Here is an 18,515-nt window from a genome sequence, read left to right as displayed (position 1 = left end):
TTCTCTTGGGTATCGCCATGACCCCTTCAGGTCTGGCGAACTGCGGATTATAGCGACCCGCCGCCGCGCTGGTCAATTACTGACCACAGGCCGGACGATCCCGCCGCTGCCCACAAAAAAAGACCATCTGAACGCCTTGGTATAGTAATCGGCTCCCCCATATTCAGCCGTCATGGACAACATCAGCATTCGCGGCGCCCGCACGCACAATCTCAAGAACATCGACCTGGACCTGCCGCGCGACAAGTTGATCGTGATCACCGGCCTGTCCGGCTCCGGCAAATCCTCGCTGGCGTTCGACACCATCTACGCCGAAGGCCAGCGCCGCTATGTGGAATCGTTGTCCGCATACGCGCGGCAGTTCCTGTCGATGATGGAGAAGCCCGACGTCGACCACATCGAGGGTCTGTCGCCGGCGATCTCGATCGAGCAGAAATCCACCTCGCACAACCCGCGCTCGACCGTGGGCACGATCACCGAAATCTACGATTACCTGCGCCTGCTGTACGCCCGCGTGGGTACGCCGCGCTGCCCCGACCACGGCATCGCGCTGGCGGCGCAGACGGTGACCCAGATGGTGGACGCCACGCTGGCACTGGATCCGGAGAAGCGCTACATGCTGCTGGCGCCGGTGGTGCGCGAGCGCAAGGGCGAGCACGTGCAGGTGTTCGAGCAACTGCGCGCCCAGGGTTTCGTACGCGCCCGCGTGGATGGCGCGGTCTACGACCTGGACGCCGTGCCGCCGCTGATGCTGCGCCAGAAGCACACCATCGAGGTGGTGATCGACCGTTTCCGTCCGCGCGAGGACATCAAGCAGCGCCTGGCCGAATCGTTCGAGACCGCGCTGCGGCTGGGCGAGGGGCTGGTGATCCTGGTGGACATGGACGCCCAGGCGGATGCCAGCGGCGAGGTTCCGGCCGAGCAACTGCTCTCCTCGCGCTTCTCCTGCCCGGTGTGCGATTACTCGCTGCCCGAGCTGGAACCGCGCCTGTTCTCGTTCAACGCGCCGGCCGGCGCCTGCCCGGCCTGCGACGGCCTGGGCATCACCCAGGTATTCGACCCGATCCGCGTGGTCAGCCACCCCGAGCGCGCGTTGGCCAGCGGCGCCGTGCGCGGCTGGGATCGGCGCAATGCGCATTATTTCCAGCTGATCCTGTCGCTGGCTGCGCATTACGGCTTCGACGTGGATACGCCGTGGCAGGAGCTGCCGAAAGACGTCCAGAAGGCCATCCTGTTCGGCAGCGGCAAGCAGCGCATCGCGTTCCGCTACCTCACCGAGCGCGGCGGCAAGGTCACCCGCGAGCATGCGTTCGAAGGAATCGTGCCGAACATGGAGCGGCGCTACAAGGAGACCGAATCGGCGGCGGTGCGCGAGGAACTGGCGCGCTTCATCAGCGACCAGCCCTGCCCCGAGTGCGAGGGCCAGCGGCTGAACCGTTCCGCCCGCAACGTGTTCGTGGCCGAGCAGGCGCTGCCTGCGCTCACCCGCCGTTCGATCGACGACGCGCTGGCGTTCTTCGACAAGCTGGCCCTGCCCGGCTGGCGCGGCGAGATCGCGGTGAAGATCATCAAGGAAATCCGCGAGCGGCTGAGCTTCCTCAACGACGTGGGCCTGAACTACCTCACCCTGGACCGCCAGGCCGATTCGCTTTCCGGCGGCGAGGCGCAGCGCATCCGGCTGGCCTCGCAGATCGGCGCAGGCCTGGTCGGCGTGATGTACGTGCTGGACGAGCCCTCGATCGGCCTGCACCAGCGCGACAACGAGCGCCTGCTGGGCACGCTGACCCGGCTGCGCGACCTGGGCAATACGGTGATCGTGGTGGAGCACGACGAGGACGCCATCCGCATGGCCGACCACGTGCTGGACATCGGCCCCGGCGCGGGCGTGCACGGCGGCGAGATCGTGGCGCAAGGCACGGTGCAGGACATGCTCGATTCGCCGCGCTCGGTCACCGGCCAGTTCCTGTCCGGCGCCCGCAGCATCGAAGTACCCGAAAAACGCCGCCAGCCCGCCGACAGCGAAGCATGGCTGCAACTCAAGGGCGCCACCGGCAACAACCTCAAGGATGTTGACCTGGCGATTCCGGCCGGGTTGTTCACCTGCGTCACCGGCGTCTCCGGCTCGGGCAAATCCACCCTCGTCAACGACACGCTGTTCCGGCTGGCCGCGGCCGAGTTGAACGGCGCCAGCACGCAGCCGGCGCCGCACCGCTCGGTCGAGGGCATGGAGCTGTTCGACAAGGTGGTGGACATCAACCAGTCGCCGATCGGCCGCACACCGCGTTCCAACCCGGCGACCTATACCGGCCTGTTCACGCCGTTGCGCGAGATGTTTGCGCAGGTACCCGAGGCGCGTGCACGCGGCTATACCGCGGGGCGCTTCAGCTTCAACGTGCGCGGCGGCCGCTGCGAGGCTTGCGAGGGCGACGGCCTGATCAAGGTGGAGATGCATTTCCTGCCCGACGTCTACGTGCCCTGCGATGCCTGCCACGGCAAACGCTACAACCGCGAGACGCTGGAAATCCTCTACAAGGGCCACACCATCGCCGACGTGCTGGACATGACGGTGGAGGACGCGCTGAAGCTGTTCGAGAACGTGCCCACCGTGGCGCGCAAACTCGACACGCTGCGCGCCGTGGGCCTGGATTACATCAAGCTGGGCCAGAGCGCCACCACGCTTTCCGGTGGCGAGGCGCAGCGCGTGAAACTGTCCAAGGAGCTGTCCAAGCGCGACACCGGGCACACCTTGTATATCCTCGATGAGCCCACCACCGGCCTGCATTTCCACGACATCGAACAATTGCTGGACGTGCTGCATCAGCTGGTGGACCAGGGCAATACCGTGGTGGTGATCGAACACAACCTCGACGTGATCAAGACCGCCGACTGGATCGTGGATCTGGGCCCGGAAGGCGGCGCCGGCGGCGGCCGCATCCTGGTGACCGGCACCCCGGAAACCGTGGCGGCCACGGCGGTGTCGCACACCGGCCATTTCCTGGCACCGCATCTGAAAACGGCCAAGGCGGCGAAGCCGACCGCCACCAAGCGGATCAAGTCGGCCGCCAAGCACATCGCCTCGGCCGACAAGTACAAGCCGATGCCGCGGAAGAAGAAGACATCGTGAGCGGGCACGCCTCAGCACCGCTGGCCGGCGCACCCCTGTTCGCGGCATCCATCGCGGTGCGCTGGCGCGACCTGGACGCGTTCAACCACGTCAACAATTCCACCTACCTCACCTATCTGGAAGAGGCGCGGTTGCAGTGGATGCAGTCGATGGGCGATGCGCTCGAATCGTCCGCCACGCCCGTGCTGGCGGCCAGCGAACTCAATTACCGCCGGCCGATCGCATGGCCGGCGCAACTGCAGGTGCAGTTGCTGTGCGAGCGCGTCGGCAACAGCTCGATCACCATCGCCCATCGCATGGTCGATGCCAGCGATCCGCAAACGCTGTATTGCGACGGCCGCGTGGTGATGGTGTGGATCGACCCGGCCACCGGAAAACCGGTGCCGTTGCCGCCATCCGTGCGCCAGGCCGCGCAGCATCCCGCACCGCCGACAGACGCCGCGCAATAACGCAACCACCCAAGTCGCGACGCTGCTCACATACGCAAGCGCACGGTGTTCACACAGCATCGTTATGATGTCCGTCGATGCCTCGATGGAGCACACCGATGACGCCACGCCACACCCTTCTCGCCCTCGCCTGCCTGACCACCCTGGGCGCAGCCGCCACCGCCCACGCCGCCGACGGCACCGAACTGACCCTGTATCGCAGCGACAGCAGCGCGCTGTACGCCAGCAGCGGCGACGGCTCGGTCGACGACGGCTATGCCGTGGTGCGCGAACAGCGCTCGTTGACGCTGGCCGCCGGCAGCCATGACGTAGTGATCGGCGACCTGCCGAACCATATCGATCCCGAAGCGATGGCGCTGGGTTTCCCTGCGGGCAATGCCAAGGTCATTTCGCAACGCCTCCTGCTGGGCCAGGGCCAGAACGCCGCGCTGACCGGCCTGGTCGGCCACACGGTGGAAGTGCTCGGCGACAGCGGCCAACCGCTGGCCAATGGCAACCTGCTGCGCGCCGGTGACGGCCTGCTGGTGCGCGGCGGCAACGGCAGCACCACGCTGGTACGCAACTACGCCGCGGTGCGTACCACCGGCGCCAACTTCCCCACCGGCTCCAGCCTCAGCCTGCGCGTCGACGCGCAGCGCGCGGGCCAGGCCAACGCAGTGCTCAGTTATCCCACCGCCGGGCTGGGTTGGCGCGCCGCGTATGTCGGCACGTTGCAGCCGGGCAGCGCCTGCCGCATGCAGTTCGAGTCGCGCGCCAGCATCGCCAACCGCAGCGGCCGCGACTGGCACGATACGCAACTCACACTGATCGCCGGCGAGCCGCACTTCGCCAAGGCCTCCGCACCGCGGCCGATGATGGCCATGGCGCGCGGCTACGCCAAGGCCGAAAGCGCCGACATGCCCGCGCAATCCACGCTCGCCGATTACCGCAGCTACGCCTTGCCCGCGCCGGTCGACCTGCCCGATGGCAGCGTCAGCCAGGTGCCGCTGTACGCCACTCGCACGCTGGATTGCGAACGCACCGCGCTGCTGGAAAACGGCAACAGCTACCAGCCGCCGCAGCCGATGCTGGACGCCAATTTCAATACGGGAAGCAACGATTCCATCATCAGCACGCTGCGGGTGAAAGCGTTCGACAGCCTGCCCGCCGGTTATCTGCGCGTGCTCAGCGCCGACCGCAACGGCACGCCGCAATTCATCGGCGAAGGCCGCATCGACGACACGCCCAAGGGCAGCGACGCCACCATCACGCTGGGCACCGCGTTCGACCTGCGCGCCCAGCGCGAACGCACCGCGTTCCACGTCGACAAGGCCGGCCGCACGATGGACGAGGCGTACCGCATCACGCTGACCAACGCCGGCGACAGCGCGCGCGTGGTCACCGTGCGCGAGCATCCCAACCGTTGGCAGCAGTGGACGCTGGCGTCCTCGTCGAGCAAGCCCAGCAAGCAGACGCCCGACGCGCTGGAATTCCGCATCAACGTACCGGCTGGCGGCAAGGCCACGCTGGAGTACGCCGTGCGCTACAGCTGGACTGCCGACCAGACTCCCTGAGGACATCGCCATGTTCGACATGCTTCCGCATGAGCACGACATCACCGAGATCCGGCTGAACCGGCCGCCGGTCAACGCGCTGGATACCGCCTTGCTGGTGGCCCTGCGCGAAGCGTTCGAACAGGCACCGGCAAACGGCCAGCGCGGCCTGGTGCTGTCCGGCGCGCAAGGGCTGTTTTCGGCGGGCGTGGATATTCCCGCCCTGCTCGCGCTGGACCGTGATGGCGTGCGGCGGTTCTGGCAGGAATTCTTTGCGCTGTGCTCGACGCTGGCGCGGCTGCCGATCCCGATCGTGGCCGCCATCACCGGCCACAGCCCCGCCGGTGGCGCGGTGCTGGCGTTGTTCTGCGATTACCGGGTGATGGCGCAGGGGCCGTACCGCATCGGCCTCAACGAGGTGCAGGTGGGCCTGATCGTGCCGGACAGCATCCAGCACGCACTGCGCCGCGTGGTGGGCACGTATCGCGCCGAGCGCCTGCTGATATCCGGCGCGATGATCGAATCGGACGCGGCGCTGGCCTGCGGCTTCGTGGACGAGCTGACCGTGGCCGAACAGGTCACCACCCGCGCGTTGCACTGGCTGGGCGAATTGCTGGCGCTGCCTTCGCAGGCGATGCTGGCCACGCGCGCGCTGGCACGCGCGGATCTGGTCGCCGCGGTCGACCCGGACACGCTGCCGCTGGACGATTTCCTCGATGCGTATTTCCGCCCCGAAGCGCAGGCTACCTTGCAAGAGTTAGTCGCGCGGTTGAAGAACAAGGGCTGAGCAGCACCCGCTTTCGCTTCCCCCGCTCGCGGGGGAAGAAACTGCATCGCTCTCTCGCACCGGCCTGTATTCTTCACAGGCACCACCGCCGGCCGCAAAGATCCGAGTCGCTGGATCCCGGCTTTCGCCGGGATGACGTATTCCGGATGCTGCCTAGTCGTAGTGATAGAGCGTCACCCGACGAATCGAGAATTCGTCATCCGGCAAGCTCAGGTGGCGGCCCTGGTTGGTGTCGTCGCCATTCATTTCGCGACCCGGCACCCACTGCCCGTTGATGAAACGCCCTTCCCGGATCGACTCGATGCCCACGGCGGATCGCCCTTTGCCGGGCGGCTCGAAATAAACCGTGATGCCGGTGCCGGCGAACCAGAAATCGTTCGGACCGGTCTGGATGATCAGGCCGCCATGCGTGGTCGACGTGTCGGCGTCGATCTTCGCGCCGATCGATGCGGAACCCGGCTTGCGGTAGCTCGCCGTCACCTTGTAGTCGCCGAAAACGAAAGTCTGCGGGCTCAGGTCGACGCTGCCGTCGAACTGGGTGCGCGGCAGCATGCCGACCATTTTTCCGCTGCCCTGATGGGCGAGGATCAGCGGCGTCAACTGCTCGACCACGTCATACGCCTGCCCCAGCGCCTTCGCGTCATCGGGCGACAGGAATTCAGGCGCATAGGGTGAATAGCCCATCGCGTTCAAATGCGCATACGCGTACAGGCCATTGGCGCCCATCTGCGCACCCGAGACGCGGCCGGTTTCGGGGATCAGGAAGGGCTTGCCGGGGAGCGCGTACTTTTCCGCCCACTCGGTGAAATTCGGGAAATAGATATCCGGCGCCAGAAAGTCCACCGCCGGGGCCGCCGCACGCCACACGTCGAAAAGATGCGGCAGCGGGCCGCCGCTGGGATATTCACCGGGACGCTTGCCGGGCCGGATCAGTGCCGCATTGACGTACAGGGGCAGCGGGTAAACCGCCTTGCCCGCCGCCGCGACCTCCCCCGTGTAACGGCCTTCCGTCCACGCCGTGAACAACTCGTCGGTCTGCTCGCCGGCACCGAACGTGTCTTCCCAATCGGCCCCGGTCTTGAACCCCTGCGCGCGCCACGCCGCCTTGAGCCCCGGCGCCAGGATTTCCTTGTGCTTCGACAGATAGTCGGTCAGCGCCGTCGGCACCGGCGCATGGAAAGCGGCATCGGCCAGCGGGCCGTGGTCACGCGCTTCCGGGATCATGCCGACCTCGTTTTCCACCTGCACCATCACCACGGTGTGCCGCTCGCCGTCGATCTGCTTCAGGTGTTTCATCAACGCCACGAACGCGACGCTGTCTGCCTGCAGGTTGGCCTGGTCCAGCGCCGACAGTATTTCCATCGGCGTGCCGTCGGAGCGACGGGCGCGTGGATAGCGACGGGAATCGCGCTTGACCCATGCAGGGACGTAGCTCGACATGCTGTTTTTCCAGCTGCCGAACCACAGCAGGACGAGGCGCATGTCGTGAGCGCGCGCGCCCTCGATGAGTCCATCCACGGTACTGAAATCGAACTGCCCCTGCTGCGGCTCGATCAGGTTCCAGTAAACGGGAGCGATGAGCGAGTTGAAATGCATGGCCTCGAATTTCGGCCACAACGTTTCCAGGTAAGGCAGGCTCGATGCGGAGGAGTTCTCAAGCTCCCCCGCGCGCATCAGGAAGGGCTGGCCGTCCACGATGAGTTGCGTGGCACCGTGACGCTGCGCCAGGTGGGGCAGGCCCGGCACATCCCCGGCCTGCGCCGAAAGCGCCAGGCCCGGCAACAAGATGAGGACAACAGCAATCATGCCGCTCATGCGCCACCGGCTTTTTCGCGCAACCACTCTTCTCACCGTGCTGTGCATTCAATCCCCCTTTCCAGCTTTTCAGCCACGACCGTCTTGCGCATGTTCATGCCGCGAAGCCGCGAAGTCGATGCGATCACGCAGCCTGCCCCATCGCGCGGATGCATGTACCCAGGCGCGCACGGAGCGGAAGTCAGCGAAGCGCTCCACGTTCACGGCCGTCTGCCGGCCTTGAGCGTGGAGTTTTCTCCCGGGGATCATCGCCCCATCCAGGTCAGAACGTGCCGCGAACACCCAAGGTGATCGTACGGCCCGGGTTGTAGATGCTGTAGGCCGCGTTGGAATACTGGAACGTCGAACGCAGCGGTTCGTCGGTCAGGTTGGTGGCATCCAGCGTGATCTGCGGCGACGTGGGCAGATGCTCGAACGTGTAGCTGGCCGACAGGTCGAACTCGCCCCGCGCATCGGTCTTGATGCGTGCAAACGAAATACCGTTCTGATTGGCGCCGGAGGAGATCTGGTTGTCGGTCCAGTTGTAGGAAACGCGCGCCGATACCGGCCCCTTTTCCCAGTACACCGTCCCATTCCACAAGTTCGGCGCGACGCCCACGGCAACCGCCGACACACCCGAGCCCGACGACGTTTGCCGGATGTGGGTGTAATTGGCCGTGAAACCGAGGCCATCCACCATCCAGTCGAGTGGTTGCACCCAGTCGATTTCCTCACCGCGGATCTTCAGCTTGCCGTCTGCGTTGACCTGGCTTTGTACCAGCACGGTCGCCACATCAGGGCCGCCACGCTGCTGGATCGCCGCCTGTTGATAAGGCTGCAGGCTGTCGTAAGAAACGCCCAGCTCGCCGAACGGGATCGTGCGGATGCCGTTGACCGTGAAGCCGGTGATCTCCTTGTTGAACAAATCCACGGCGACATACCCGGCGCCGCCGGTATACCACTCGCCAGCCAGGTCGAGGTTGTCCGACGTGTATGGCTGCAGGTCCGGATTGCCCTGGCTGGCATTCTGCGCGGAGGGATCGCTGAAGTTGGTGTTCGGCAACATGTAACTGGGGTTGGGTCGGGTCATCGAGCGCGACCCGGCCAGCCGCAGCACCACGTTGTCCCGCACGCTCCAGGCAAGGTTGAACGACGGCAGGGTATTGGACAGGTCCGAATCGAACGAGCGCACTTCGGTGGTGCTGCCATTGGTGACCGGCCCACTGATGTTCTGGTCGGTGGTGACGTAACGCAGGCCGGCATTCAGGCGCAGGGGACGGCCAAGTACCTCGGTGGTGGCGTTGGCCTCGATGTAGTACGCCCAGCTCTTTTCACGGAAGCCGCCGGTCGTCGCCCCGGTGAATACCGACCCGGCAACGGGCGCGCTCTCGAGCAGGTTGCGGTAATTGGAGGCCGCATAAATGCCGGCGTAATCCACGGCAATGAACCCCGCCGGGCCTGGCCTCAGATAGGACGCGATGTCGGACTGCGGCACCGCCGAACCCGGGCCGCCATCGCACACGCCCGTGGCCGTGCCCTGGCAGATGACCTGCGACCAGGCCTTGCTGTTGTCGTAGCCCGTGATCTGGCGGCCTTGCTGATCGAAGGAGAAACCGGCCTTGAGGTTGTTGTCGTCCTCGCCAAATTGCAGATAGGACCCCACGCCCTTGGTCGTGGTGACACGACGCTCGGCCTGGATGTTGACGCGGTTCCAGCTCCATCCGCTGGCGGGGTCGTTGAGGTCGACGTCCGTGCTCAGGGTCGGGTGCGAGCCACTGTCGTTGCTGTACTGGACGGTGGTGAACGGCGAATTGAACAGGATGCTGGGTACTTCCTCGTACATCCAGCTGCGATTCACGTGCGCCTGGACGTGGAGTTTGATGTCGGCGTCGTCGCCGAAATAAATGTCCGCGCCCGGATTGGCCGACCAGAACTTGGTCGTCTGGTGGCGCAGGCTGGCTTCGAGAAAGTACTGCGCGTTGGTGAACGTGGCCGAGGTGACCACGCCATTGCCGTCGACCTCCTCGTTGAGCGGGATCATGGTGCCATTGCGGCCGATCAGGTTCATGTCGGTGCTGTCGGTATCGCGCTTCTGTTTCGTGAACAACGTATCCAGGTAGAAGTGCATGTTGACGTCAGGCCGGTATTCCAGCGACATGACGGCGGCCTTGCGGTCGCGGACATCGGTCAGATGGAGCGGTCGGCTCAGGCGCGGGATCAGCGAGTTGCTGATCTGCTCGATGGTCAACCCGGGGTTGTTCTGCAACAGGAACGCGTCGTCGATGGGCTGACCGGCGACCAGCCCGGCACCGGCCGTGATCGGCACGATGTCGGGAATGCGCCAATTGCCGCCGCCATACGAGTTGCACCCGGTCGTCCCGCTCACCTGCGTATTCGCCGCCGTGCCGGCCGGCGGGGTAAGGCCGCATTGGTCGTAGGTGAGGCCAGGGGTCGTCCAGCCGATGGTTTCGTAACCTGTCTCCAGCGCCCTCTCATGCTTGGTGGCGACACCGGCAACCACGCCGAACGTGTTGTCGGCGTTGGTCCAGCTACCGATCAGGCTCGCGCTGGGGCTGTACAGCCCGCCCTGACTGTTCCAGCCCTCTTTCACGTTGTACGTGAGATGGGTCCCCGGGTTGTCGAATGGCCGCACCAGGCGCAGGTCGACGTTTCCGGAGATGCCGCCCTCAAGCATGCTCGCCACGGGCGTCTTGCTGACGGCCAACTGGCTGAAGAACTCGGTGGGGAACAGGTTCAGGTTGATTTCGCGGTCCTGATTCTGCTGGTTGCGATCGGTGTACGCCGTGGCAACGCTGCCACCATCGAGCGTGACCCGCGTGAAGCTTGGCCCCAGGCCGCGAATGGAAACCTGCATGCCCTGCCCGCCGACACCGCGCGACAACTGCACGCCAGGGATGCGGTTCAACGACTCCGCGATGTTGTTGTCGGGGAATTTGCCGATGTCCTCGGCAAAGACCGTATCGGTGATGTTGGTGGCATCGCGCTTGGCATCGGTCGCGAACTGCAGGCTGTGCAGATAACCCGAGGTGACCGTCACCGTGCCCAGGTTGGTGGCCTGCGACTTGTCGTCCTGCGTTTTGACCGGTTCGCCGTTCTTAGCGCCCGGCGACGGGGCGACCTGCGAAGCTGGCACTTCCTGCCGGGCCGCCGCGGACGCGGTGGCGGCGATGGCGCCGCTGGCCGTGCCCAGCAGCGCCAGCCCCAATGCCTGCGCCAGCGCCGCCTTCAGGTAGATATTCTCGATCATGGCGTCTCCACGTTTCACCAAGTGATGGGATGCCTCGCGATGTTCAATCGCGATGGCGTACCTTGACCGGCGGTGACGGCGCGGCATGACTGACGCGACGCTCCTTGCCGATTCATCTACCTGGATGACGCGTCCCCCGACGCCTGGGCTCATTGATACTGGGGCGTGATCTTGCGGGCTGGCAATTATGAAAATTGCCAGGGCGCGTTATGTTTCTTGTATCCATTGCTGGCGTTTGGCGCTGACATGCGGGCCATTGGCGACGGCGTTTGGCGCCAGACAGTCGAAAGCCGGATACGGTCGCTGCGGCCTCAAAGCCGCCTGCACAAGCAGTCGGCGAACGCTTGCCAACGATTCACCCTTTCGCCACGGGTCGCGAGGCATCGCTGATCCAGCCGCTCCACGACGGCGCATACAACCGTGAGCCGTGCAGGCCCGCATGCTCCATCGCCAGCAGGTTGTGGCACGCGGTGACGCCGGAGCCGCACATGTGCACCACATCGGCGGGCTTGGTGTCGCCCAGCACCGCGGAGAACTCCGCACGCAATTGCGCCGCCGGCTTGAAGCGGCCGTCGTCGGCAAGGTTGTCGGGGAACGGCCGGTTCAAGGCACCAGGCACATGGCCGCCGACGCGGTCCAGTGGCTCCACGTCGCCGCGGTAGCGTGGCGCGGCGCGGGCATCCAGCAATTGCCCCGAACCTTGGCCCAGCGCGGCGTGGTCGGTGAGTACCTGGGTTTCGTCGTAATGCAGTGCCACCTCGGTGGCGGCACGCGCCGCGGGTTCGCCTTCTTCCACCGGCAAACCGGCCTTTTTCCAGGCGGCAAAGCCACCATCGAGCACGGCCACATCGCGCACCCCGGCCAGCCGCAACAACCACCACAGCCGCGCCGCCGTCAGCGCACCGCTACCGGCGTCGTAGCTCACTACCGGCGTGCCGGTGCGCCAGCCCCAGCGCGACAGCACGGCGCTGAAGGCTGTTTCCAGCGGCAGCGGATGACGGCCCAGCCCTTCGTGCTGGCGCGAAAGATCGGACAGGTCGTGGTCGAGGTTGGCGTAGACCGCGCCGGGAATATGGCCCAGCCGGAATTCGCGCTCGCCCTTGCCGGGGTCGGCCAGGTCGAAGTTGCAGTCGACGATCAACACCTCGCCCGGCGCCATGGCCGACAGCGTGGCGGGATCGATGAGTGTGGTGAGCAAGGTCATGCGCGTCCCATCCTCTGCAGCAAGTTGAGAAGTATCGCCGCGGTGGCGCCCCAGATGCGGTGGCCGCCGTGCACGAATTCCACCATCGGCCGCTGGTGTCCGCGAAATTCCATGGTGTAGCGGCGCAGGTTGGCCGGCTCCATGAAAAACGCCAGCGGCACCTCGAACACCTCGGCCACTTCGTCGGGCGCCGGGTACAGTTGCGCCTCGGTCGCGATCCGCGCCACCACCGGCGTGATGCAGAAGCCGCTGATGGTCTCAAAACGGTCGAGGAAACCCAGCGGCGTTACCAGCCGCCGCTCCAGCCCGATCTCCTCCTCGCTCTCGCGCAGCGCGGTGGTGATGGCGTCGCCATCATCCGCCTCACTGCGTCCGCCGGGGAACGCCACCTGGCCTGCATGCGCATGCAGGTGATCGGTGCGTACGGTGAGCACCATGCGCGGCTGCACGCCCTCGCGCAGGCCGATCAATACGGCGGCCGGCTGGCGTGGTGCGTCGCCCAGCAGTTCGGCCATGTCCGCATGGTTCCAGGCCCGCTCGATCGGCGGCGCCGACAAGGGTCGCAGCGCGTCGGTCAGGTCGTCGATCATGGCTGTTTGGCCAGGATGCGCAACGGCAACACGTCGCGCATGAGCCGCCACCGTTCGGCATCATCCAGTGCGCTCCAGCGGCCGATTTCCTCGCCTGTGCGGCGGCAACCGATGCAATACCCGCGCGCATCGAGGCGGCAGATCTGGATGCAGGGCGTCAGCGGTGCGGGGGGAGAGGGGCGATCGTTCGACATGCTCCGGCCATGGTACCGCGCCGGTGCCGGCGCGCGGTCAGCTTTTGATGTCGAGCAGCTCGATCTCGAACACCAGTGCCTCGTTCGGCCCGATGCGTGGCAACTGGCCGTATTCGCCATAGGCAAGCTCGGACGGAATCACCACTTTCCAGCGATCGCCCACGCGCATCCGCGGTATCACGTCCTGCCAGCCGCGGATCACCTTGTTCACGATAAAGCTCACCGGCGCGCCGTGCGCCCAGGTGCTGTCGAATTCGGTGCCGTCCACCAGCATGCCGCGGTAGTTCACCACCACCCGGCTGGTTACCGTGGGATGGACCTTGCCACTGCCCTTCTTCAGCACCGCGTACTGGATGCCCGAGGGCAGTTGCACCACGCCGGGCTGCTTCCGGTTTTGCGCCAGGTAGGCGGCGCTTTTTTTCGCGTTCTCGATCGCCATACGCTTGAAGGTGGCCACCGCATCGGCGTGCATCTGCTGGTCGAGCCATTGCAGTTGCTGGTGCATGTCCTGCATCGACACGCTGGGGTCGCGCTTGTCGTAGGCATCCTGGATCGCTCGCTGCATCGCGGCGATATCCAGTGATGGCTTGCGGTCGGCAAACTGGCTGCCGATCTTGTAGCCGATGGCATACGACAGCTTGGCCTTGTCCAACCCCGGCGGATGCGCGGCTGGCGTCTGTGCCTGCGCGGCGCCTGCCAGCAGCAACGCGCCAAGCGACAGCCAGCACCATGTGCGCAGGGCTCGCTCCAACGCGGGAAAAGCCCGGCGCGATTGTCGATACGGTAGGTTCATGCCAAGCCGATTCTGCCAGTGTCATGCGCCCCGCGGGTTTCCTGCAGGGCGCGTGGTTTGAGGACGCATGGCTGAGAAACCGGGCCGGCACAAAGGTTCCCGCTGCTACCATCGAAGGCCCGCAATCGGCCGGAGTCAGGCATGGCTTACCGCAATCTGGAAATCACGAACCGCGGCGCGGTGAACGTGATCACCGTCAATCGCCCCGACAAGCTCAACGCGCTGAACCGGGAGACGCTCAACGAACTCGGCATGGCCTTCACGCAGGCGGCGTACGACGACGCGGTACGTGTGGTGGTGCTGGCGGGCGCGGGCGAGAAAGCCTTCGTGGCCGGCGCCGATATCGCGGAGATGCATGGCTACACGGCAACCCAGGCGCAGGGGTTTTCGCGCGCCGGCCAGCAGTTGATGACGTCGATCGAGCGGCTGGGCAAACCGGTCATCGCCCGCGTGCAGGGCTTTGCGCTGGGCGGCGGCATGGAGCTGGCGATGGCCTGCCATTTCCGCATTGCCAGCGAGAAGGCGAAGTTCGGCCAGCCGGAAATCAACCTGGGCCTGATCCCCGGCTTCGGCGGCACCCAGCGATTGCTGCGGCTGGCCGGCCGCGGCGCCACGCTGGAGCTGTGCCTCACCGGCACACCGATCACCGCGCAGCGCGCTTATGAACTGGGCATCGTGACGCGCGTGGTGGCGCCCGAAGCGCTGGACGAAACCGTGAACGCCCTCGCCGATCAGCTGGCGGCCGCCGCACCGCTGGCGGCCCGGCGCATTCTCGACGCCGTGCTCGAAGGCGGCGAGAACGCGATCGACCAAGGCCTGGCATTCGAAACGCAGGCGTTCGCGCTGAGCTTTTCCACCGACGACATGCGCGAGGGCACCACTGCCTTCCTGGAAAAGCGCAAAGCCGTGTTCCACGGCATCTAACCTGGGCCGTGGGAGCGGCTTCAGCCGCGATGCTCCTGGGTGAATCCGGGAGTAAAAAGCATCGCGACTGAAGTCGCTCCCACAGCGATCAGGAAATGTCGCGTTTCTCGCGACGCAGACGCGTGCCGCGCACGATGCCGTAGATGCTGATCAGCAGCCACGCCGCCTCCATCACGAAGGCGGAGGTGTTGAAGCTGCCGAACACCAGCGACAGCAGCACGCCCAGCGCACCGAACGCATTCAGCAGCTGATACGTCAGGCCGTTGCCGTGCAGGCGATGCGCCTGCAACAGCAAAAACGCCAGCAGCACCAGCACCACGCCGATGTAGCCGGACCAGTCGTGCCAGTAAAGTGTCGTCATCGTTTGGACGTCCGTTGGCGCAAGGCTTCGAACAGCGCCACGCCGGTGGCGACGGAAACGTTGAGGCTTTCCATCGTGCCGGGCATGGGGATTTTCGCCACGAAATCGCACAGCTCGCGGGTGAGCCGGCGAATGCCTTCGCCCTCGCTGCCCAGCACGATGGCCACCGGGCCATTGAAGTCGACGCCATAGATCGAGGTGTCGGTATCGCCGGCCAGGCCGGTGATCCACACGCCGGCGTCCTTCAATTCGCGCAGCGTGCGGGCCAGGTTGGTGACGGCGATCAGCGGCACCCGGTCGGCACCGCCGGCCGAAGCACGGCGCACCACCGGGGTGAGCCCCACCGCGCGGTCCTTGGGCACGATCACCGCGGTGACTTTGGCCGCTGCCGCACTGCGCAGGCAAGCACCCAGGTTGTGCGGATCGGTGACGCCGTCGAGCACCAGCACCAGCGCGGTGTTGCCGTCGCGCTCCAGCAGGCCGGCGAGGTCACTCTCATGCGCGGCCGGTGCCGCTTCGTAACGAGCGACCACGCCCTGGTGGCGCGCTTCGCCGGCCAGCCTGTCCAGTTCGTCGCGCGGGCGATGCTGCACAGGAATCTTCAGTTTCTTCGCGCGCTCGGCCAGTTCCAGCACGCGCGCGTTGCGCTGGCCGTTTTCCACCAGAACCTCGCGCACGCGCTCGGCATCATTGCTCAGTGCACCTTCGACCGGATTGATGCCTACGATCCAGCTTTCGCTCATTGCTCGCCCTTCGGTTTCTGTTTCGATCGACGCCGGCCGCTGTTGCCGGGCGCGGCTTTTTTCGATGCGCCGGCCGGCTTGGCTTTCGGCGCGACCGCCGCCTTTTCACGCTTGCCCGCGGTTTCCCCACCCTGCTTGCGCGGGCGGCGGGCCGTAGCGTCGCCTGTCTTCTTCGCAGAGCGCGGGCGCTGGCTGGTGTCGGCCTGCTGGCGTGTGCGCCGTGCGGGCTCGGCAGTGGTGACGGCGGGCGCTGCCGCCTCGGGCGCCGCCGCGGCGTCCTTGCGACCGAATGCGCGGCCGATCGCCTTGGCGGCACGACCGAACATGCCCTGCTTCTTGGCTGCAGCCGCTTTCGGCAGCGAGTAACGCTCGCCGCTGGCGGCATAGTCGTAGGCCTTGCCGCTGGCGACAGGCACCGCCGTGGCGCGCGGTGCCACCAGCCGGAAATCGATCTTGCGATCCTCCAGGCTGGCGCGAAGCACCTGGATGCGCACGTGATCGCCCAGGCGGAACTGCGCGCCGGTGCGCTCGCCCTTCAGCAGTTTGCGGGTGGCGTCGAAGTGGTAGTAGTCGTTGGCCAGCTGGCTGATGTGGACCAGGCCGGAGACTTTCGACGCGTCCAGCTCCACGAACAACCCGAACGAAGTGACGCCGGTGACCACACCGTCGAATTCCTCGCCCACGTGCTTGGCCATCCAGGCGCACTTGAAGCGCTCGTCCACGTCGCGCTCAGCTTCCTCGGCGCGGCGCTCGCGCTGCGAGCAATGAATCGCCATCGCCGCCATGTCGCTGGGGCTGTAGGTGTAATCGGCGGGTTTGCGGCCGGTCAGCGCGTAACGGATGGCGCGATGCACCAGCAGGTCGGGATAGCGGCGGATCGGCGAGGTGAAGTGCGCGTACGCGGTGAGCGCCAGGCCGAAGTGGCCGCGGTTCTCGGGCTGGTAGGCAGCCATGCTTTGCGAGCGCAGCAGCACGTTCTGGATCAGCTCGCGCTCGGGGCGGTCGTGCACCAACGCCAGGATTTCGGAGAAATCCACGGGGGTCACTTCATCCACCGGCGGCATACGCAACTTGAACTCGCGCAGGAACTGCTGCAGGTCCTCGTACTTTTCCGCCGGCGGCGGCTCGTGGGCGCGGAACAGTGCGGGGATTTTCTTCTTCTCCAGGAACAGCGCCGCCTGCACGTTGGCGGCGATCATGCATTCCTCTATCAGCTTGTGCGCGTCGTTGCGCTCGGTGGCGCCCATCGACTCCACGCTGCCGGTATTGTCGAGGCGGAATTTCACCTCGGGCGTCTCGAAGTCGATCGCACCACGACGCTTGCGCTGCGCCGCCATCGCCTTGTACAGCGCGTGCAGGTTTTCCAGCTGCGGCAGCACGTCGGCCACTTCGTGGCGTGCATCCGCGTCTTTCAAACCCACCGCCTGCCACACCTTGTCGTAGGTGAGCCGCGCGTGCGACAGCATCACCGCGTCATAGAACTTCGCCTTGCTGACCGCGCCATCGGCGTCGACCACCATGTCGCAGACCATGCACAGCCGGTCGACCTTCGGGTTCAGCGAGCAAATGCCGTTGGACAGCGTCTCCGGCAGCATCGGTACCACGAAGCCGGGGAAATAGGTCGAGGTGCTGCGTTCGTAGGCCTCGCGATCCAGCGCGTTGCCCACCTGCACGTAGTGCGACACGTCGGCGATGGCCACGATCAACCGCCAGCCGCCACCGCGCTTCGGCTCGGCGTATACCGCATCGTCGAAATCGCGGGCGTCGGCGCCGTCGATGGTGACCAGCGGCAGCTTGCGGATATCGGTGCGGCCTTCGCGCTCGGCGGCGGTCACCACCGATTCCACCTGGGCCGCATCGCGCAGCACGGCGGCCGGCCATTCGTGCGGCAGGTCGTGGCTGGCGATCGCCATTTCCACCACCAGCGACGGCTGCAGGCGCTCGCCCAGCACGGCGCGGATCACGCCCATCGGGCCACGCTGGGCCGTGGGCGGATCAGTGATTTCCGCCACCACGATCTGGCCGGACTGTGCGCCCTGGTCCTCGCCCGGCTTGATCAGCACATCAAGATGCAGGCGGCGATCGTCGGGCGTCACCAGGGTCACGCCGTTCTCGATCACCACGCGACCAACCAGCCGCGGCGAGCGACGCTCCAGCACTTCGGCGACGGCGCCCTGCCGGCGGCCGCGGCGATCGATGCCGACCACACTGGCCAGCACGCGGTCACCATGCATCACTGCGCGCATCTGCTGCGGCGACAGATAAAGATCTTCGCCGCCTTCGTCCGGGCGCAGGAAGCCGTAGCCCTCGGCATTGGCCAGCACGCGGCCGGCAATCAGGTCGAGCTTCTGCGTCGGCGCGTAGCCGCCGCGGCGGCCCAGCAGCAACTGGCCGTCACGCACCATGGCAGCGAGACGCTTGCGCAGCGCTTCGAGGTCGATTTCCTCAATGATCTGCAACGCCTCGGCGATGCGCGCCTCGGTCAGCAATTCGCCGCGTTCTTCGAGCAGGGCGAGGATCGCCTCGCGGCTGGGGATGGGCCGGTCGTAACGACGGGCCTCGCGCTCGGCTTGCGGGTCGCGCACGGCGCCGACGGCAGCCCGGTTGCGCTTGTCCGCGGGAGCGTTGGCACGCGGCGAGCGGCGGGCCGGTTTCTTCGCGGGCGAGGATTCCGGCGGCTTGCCGGAATGGGGAGGGGTTTTTCTGGTCACTCAGTGTCCTTGTGATGTACGCGACGCGGAGAATGCCACGG

The 18,515-nt window shown here is 66.1% G+C and carries 12 protein-coding genes and 1 pseudogene; 5 read left to right on the top strand and 8 right to left on the bottom strand.

All coding sequences use genetic code 11. The annotated features are described in order from the left end of the window. Positions 1-172: 172 nt before the first annotated feature. From uvrA to ACFPK0_RS06085, 4 genes are all read left to right on the top strand, one after another. A complete protein-coding gene (gene uvrA, locus ACFPK0_RS06100; RefSeq protein WP_377339109.1) occupies positions 173-3,124 on the top strand; it encodes an excinuclease ABC subunit UvrA in 2,952 nt (983 codons plus the stop codon). Further along, positions 3,121-3,573: an acyl-CoA thioesterase gene (locus tag ACFPK0_RS06095; RefSeq protein WP_377339107.1), complete on the top strand. Its 453-nt coding sequence runs from the start codon at positions 3,121-3,123 to the stop codon at positions 3,571-3,573. Before uvrA ends, ACFPK0_RS06095 begins: the two co-directional genes overlap by 4 nt. 98 nt (positions 3,574-3,671) lie before the next feature. Continuing rightward, entirely contained in the window at positions 3,672-5,126 is a 1,455-nt protein-coding gene (locus tag ACFPK0_RS06090; protein WP_377339105.1) for a DUF4139 domain-containing protein, read from the top strand. Between the two features lie 10 nt (positions 5,127-5,136). After that, on the top strand, positions 5,137-5,892 hold the full coding sequence (locus ACFPK0_RS06085; protein ID WP_377339103.1) for an enoyl-CoA hydratase/isomerase family protein: 756 nt from the start codon (positions 5,137-5,139) through the stop codon (positions 5,890-5,892). Between the two features lie 153 nt (positions 5,893-6,045). Here ACFPK0_RS06085 and ACFPK0_RS06080 read toward each other — a convergent pair whose 3' ends face one another. The 5 genes and pseudogenes from ACFPK0_RS06080 to ACFPK0_RS06060 all read right to left on the bottom strand — a co-directional run bounded on the left by ACFPK0_RS06080 (position 6,046) and on the right by ACFPK0_RS06060 (position 13,735). After that, positions 6,046-7,698, bottom strand: a complete 1,653-nt coding sequence (locus ACFPK0_RS06080) for a GH35 family beta-galactosidase (protein WP_377339101.1) — start codon at positions 7,696-7,698, stop codon at positions 6,046-6,048. Positions 7,699-7,969: 271 nt separating this feature from the next. Beyond that, positions 7,970-10,951 (bottom strand): TonB-dependent receptor, encoded by a 2,982-nt coding sequence (locus ACFPK0_RS06075; protein WP_056081053.1) that lies wholly within the window; start codon positions 10,949-10,951, stop codon positions 7,970-7,972. 358 nt (positions 10,952-11,309) lie between these two features. Beyond that, on the bottom strand, positions 11,310-12,158 hold the full coding sequence (locus tag ACFPK0_RS06070; RefSeq protein ID WP_056080344.1) for a sulfurtransferase: 849 nt from the start codon (positions 12,156-12,158) through the stop codon (positions 11,310-11,312). Next, positions 12,155-12,942 (bottom strand): annotated as a pseudogene (locus tag ACFPK0_RS06065) (NUDIX hydrolase). The gene ACFPK0_RS06070 and the pseudogene ACFPK0_RS06065 overlap by 4 nt, the downstream one beginning before the upstream one ends. Before the next feature lie 37 nt (positions 12,943-12,979). After that, complete coding sequence (locus ACFPK0_RS06060; protein ID WP_235577558.1) at positions 12,980-13,735, bottom strand: FKBP-type peptidyl-prolyl cis-trans isomerase; 756 nt, start codon at positions 13,733-13,735, stop codon at positions 12,980-12,982. Positions 13,736-13,876: 141 nt separating this feature from the next. Between ACFPK0_RS06060 and ACFPK0_RS06055 the strand changes: the two genes are divergently transcribed. Further along, on the top strand, positions 13,877-14,659 hold the full coding sequence (locus ACFPK0_RS06055; protein WP_056080352.1) for an enoyl-CoA hydratase/isomerase family protein: 783 nt from the start codon (positions 13,877-13,879) through the stop codon (positions 14,657-14,659). An 88-nt stretch (positions 14,660-14,747) separates the two neighbouring features. On the opposite strand, the gene ACFPK0_RS06050 is transcribed toward ACFPK0_RS06055, so the two are convergent. The 3 genes from ACFPK0_RS06050 to rnr are packed head-to-tail and all read right to left on the bottom strand — an operon-like array spanning position 14,748 to position 18,474. After that, a complete protein-coding gene (locus tag ACFPK0_RS06050) occupies positions 14,748-15,020 on the bottom strand; it encodes a CBU_0592 family membrane protein (protein ID WP_056604731.1) in 273 nt (90 codons plus the stop codon). After that, the gene (gene rlmB / locus ACFPK0_RS06045; RefSeq protein ID WP_056080357.1) at positions 15,017-15,763 is read right to left on the bottom strand and encodes a 23S rRNA (guanosine(2251)-2'-O)-methyltransferase RlmB; all 747 of its coding nucleotides are present in this window, start codon (positions 15,761-15,763) and stop codon (positions 15,017-15,019) included. Before rlmB ends, ACFPK0_RS06050 begins: the two co-directional genes overlap by 4 nt. Further along, positions 15,760-18,474, bottom strand: coding sequence for a ribonuclease R (gene rnr, locus ACFPK0_RS06040; protein ID WP_377339095.1), 2,715 nt, complete (start codon positions 18,472-18,474; stop codon positions 15,760-15,762). The genes rlmB and rnr overlap by 4 nt, the downstream gene beginning before the upstream one ends. Positions 18,475-18,515 lie beyond the last annotated feature (41 nt).

The organism is Rhodanobacter ginsenosidimutans, assembly GCF_042655685.1.
Classification (GTDB): domain Bacteria; phylum Pseudomonadota; class Gammaproteobacteria; order Xanthomonadales; family Rhodanobacteraceae; genus Rhodanobacter; species Rhodanobacter ginsenosidimutans.
The sequence above is the reverse complement of the archived record's forward strand: the minus strand, read 5'-3'. Positions and strand labels throughout refer to the sequence as shown.

Excerpts from the sequence above, each read along its gene's own strand:
- uvrA (WP_377339109.1), top strand. The coding sequence starts at position 173 with ATGGACAACATCAGCATTCGCGGCGCCCGCACGCACAATCTCAAGAAC.
- ACFPK0_RS06090 (WP_377339105.1), top strand. The coding sequence starts at position 3,672 with ATGACGCCACGCCACACCCTTCTCGCCCTCGCCTGCCTGACCACCCTG.
- ACFPK0_RS06085 (WP_377339103.1), top strand. The coding sequence starts at position 5,137 with ATGTTCGACATGCTTCCGCATGAGCACGACATCACCGAGATCCGGCTG.
- ACFPK0_RS06080 (WP_377339101.1), bottom strand. The coding sequence starts at position 7,698 with ATGATTGCTGTTGTCCTCATCTTGTTGCCGGGCCTGGCGCTTTCGGCG.
- ACFPK0_RS06070 (WP_056080344.1), bottom strand. The coding sequence starts at position 12,158 with ATGACCTTGCTCACCACACTCATCGATCCCGCCACGCTGTCGGCCATG.
- ACFPK0_RS06060 (WP_235577558.1), bottom strand. The coding sequence starts at position 13,735 with ATGAACCTACCGTATCGACAATCGCGCCGGGCTTTTCCCGCGTTGGAG.
- ACFPK0_RS06055 (WP_056080352.1), top strand. The coding sequence starts at position 13,877 with ATGGCTTACCGCAATCTGGAAATCACGAACCGCGGCGCGGTGAACGTG.
- ACFPK0_RS06050 (WP_056604731.1), bottom strand. The coding sequence starts at position 15,020 with ATGACGACACTTTACTGGCACGACTGGTCCGGCTACATCGGCGTGGTG.
- rlmB (WP_056080357.1), bottom strand. The coding sequence starts at position 15,763 with ATGAGCGAAAGCTGGATCGTAGGCATCAATCCGGTCGAAGGTGCACTG.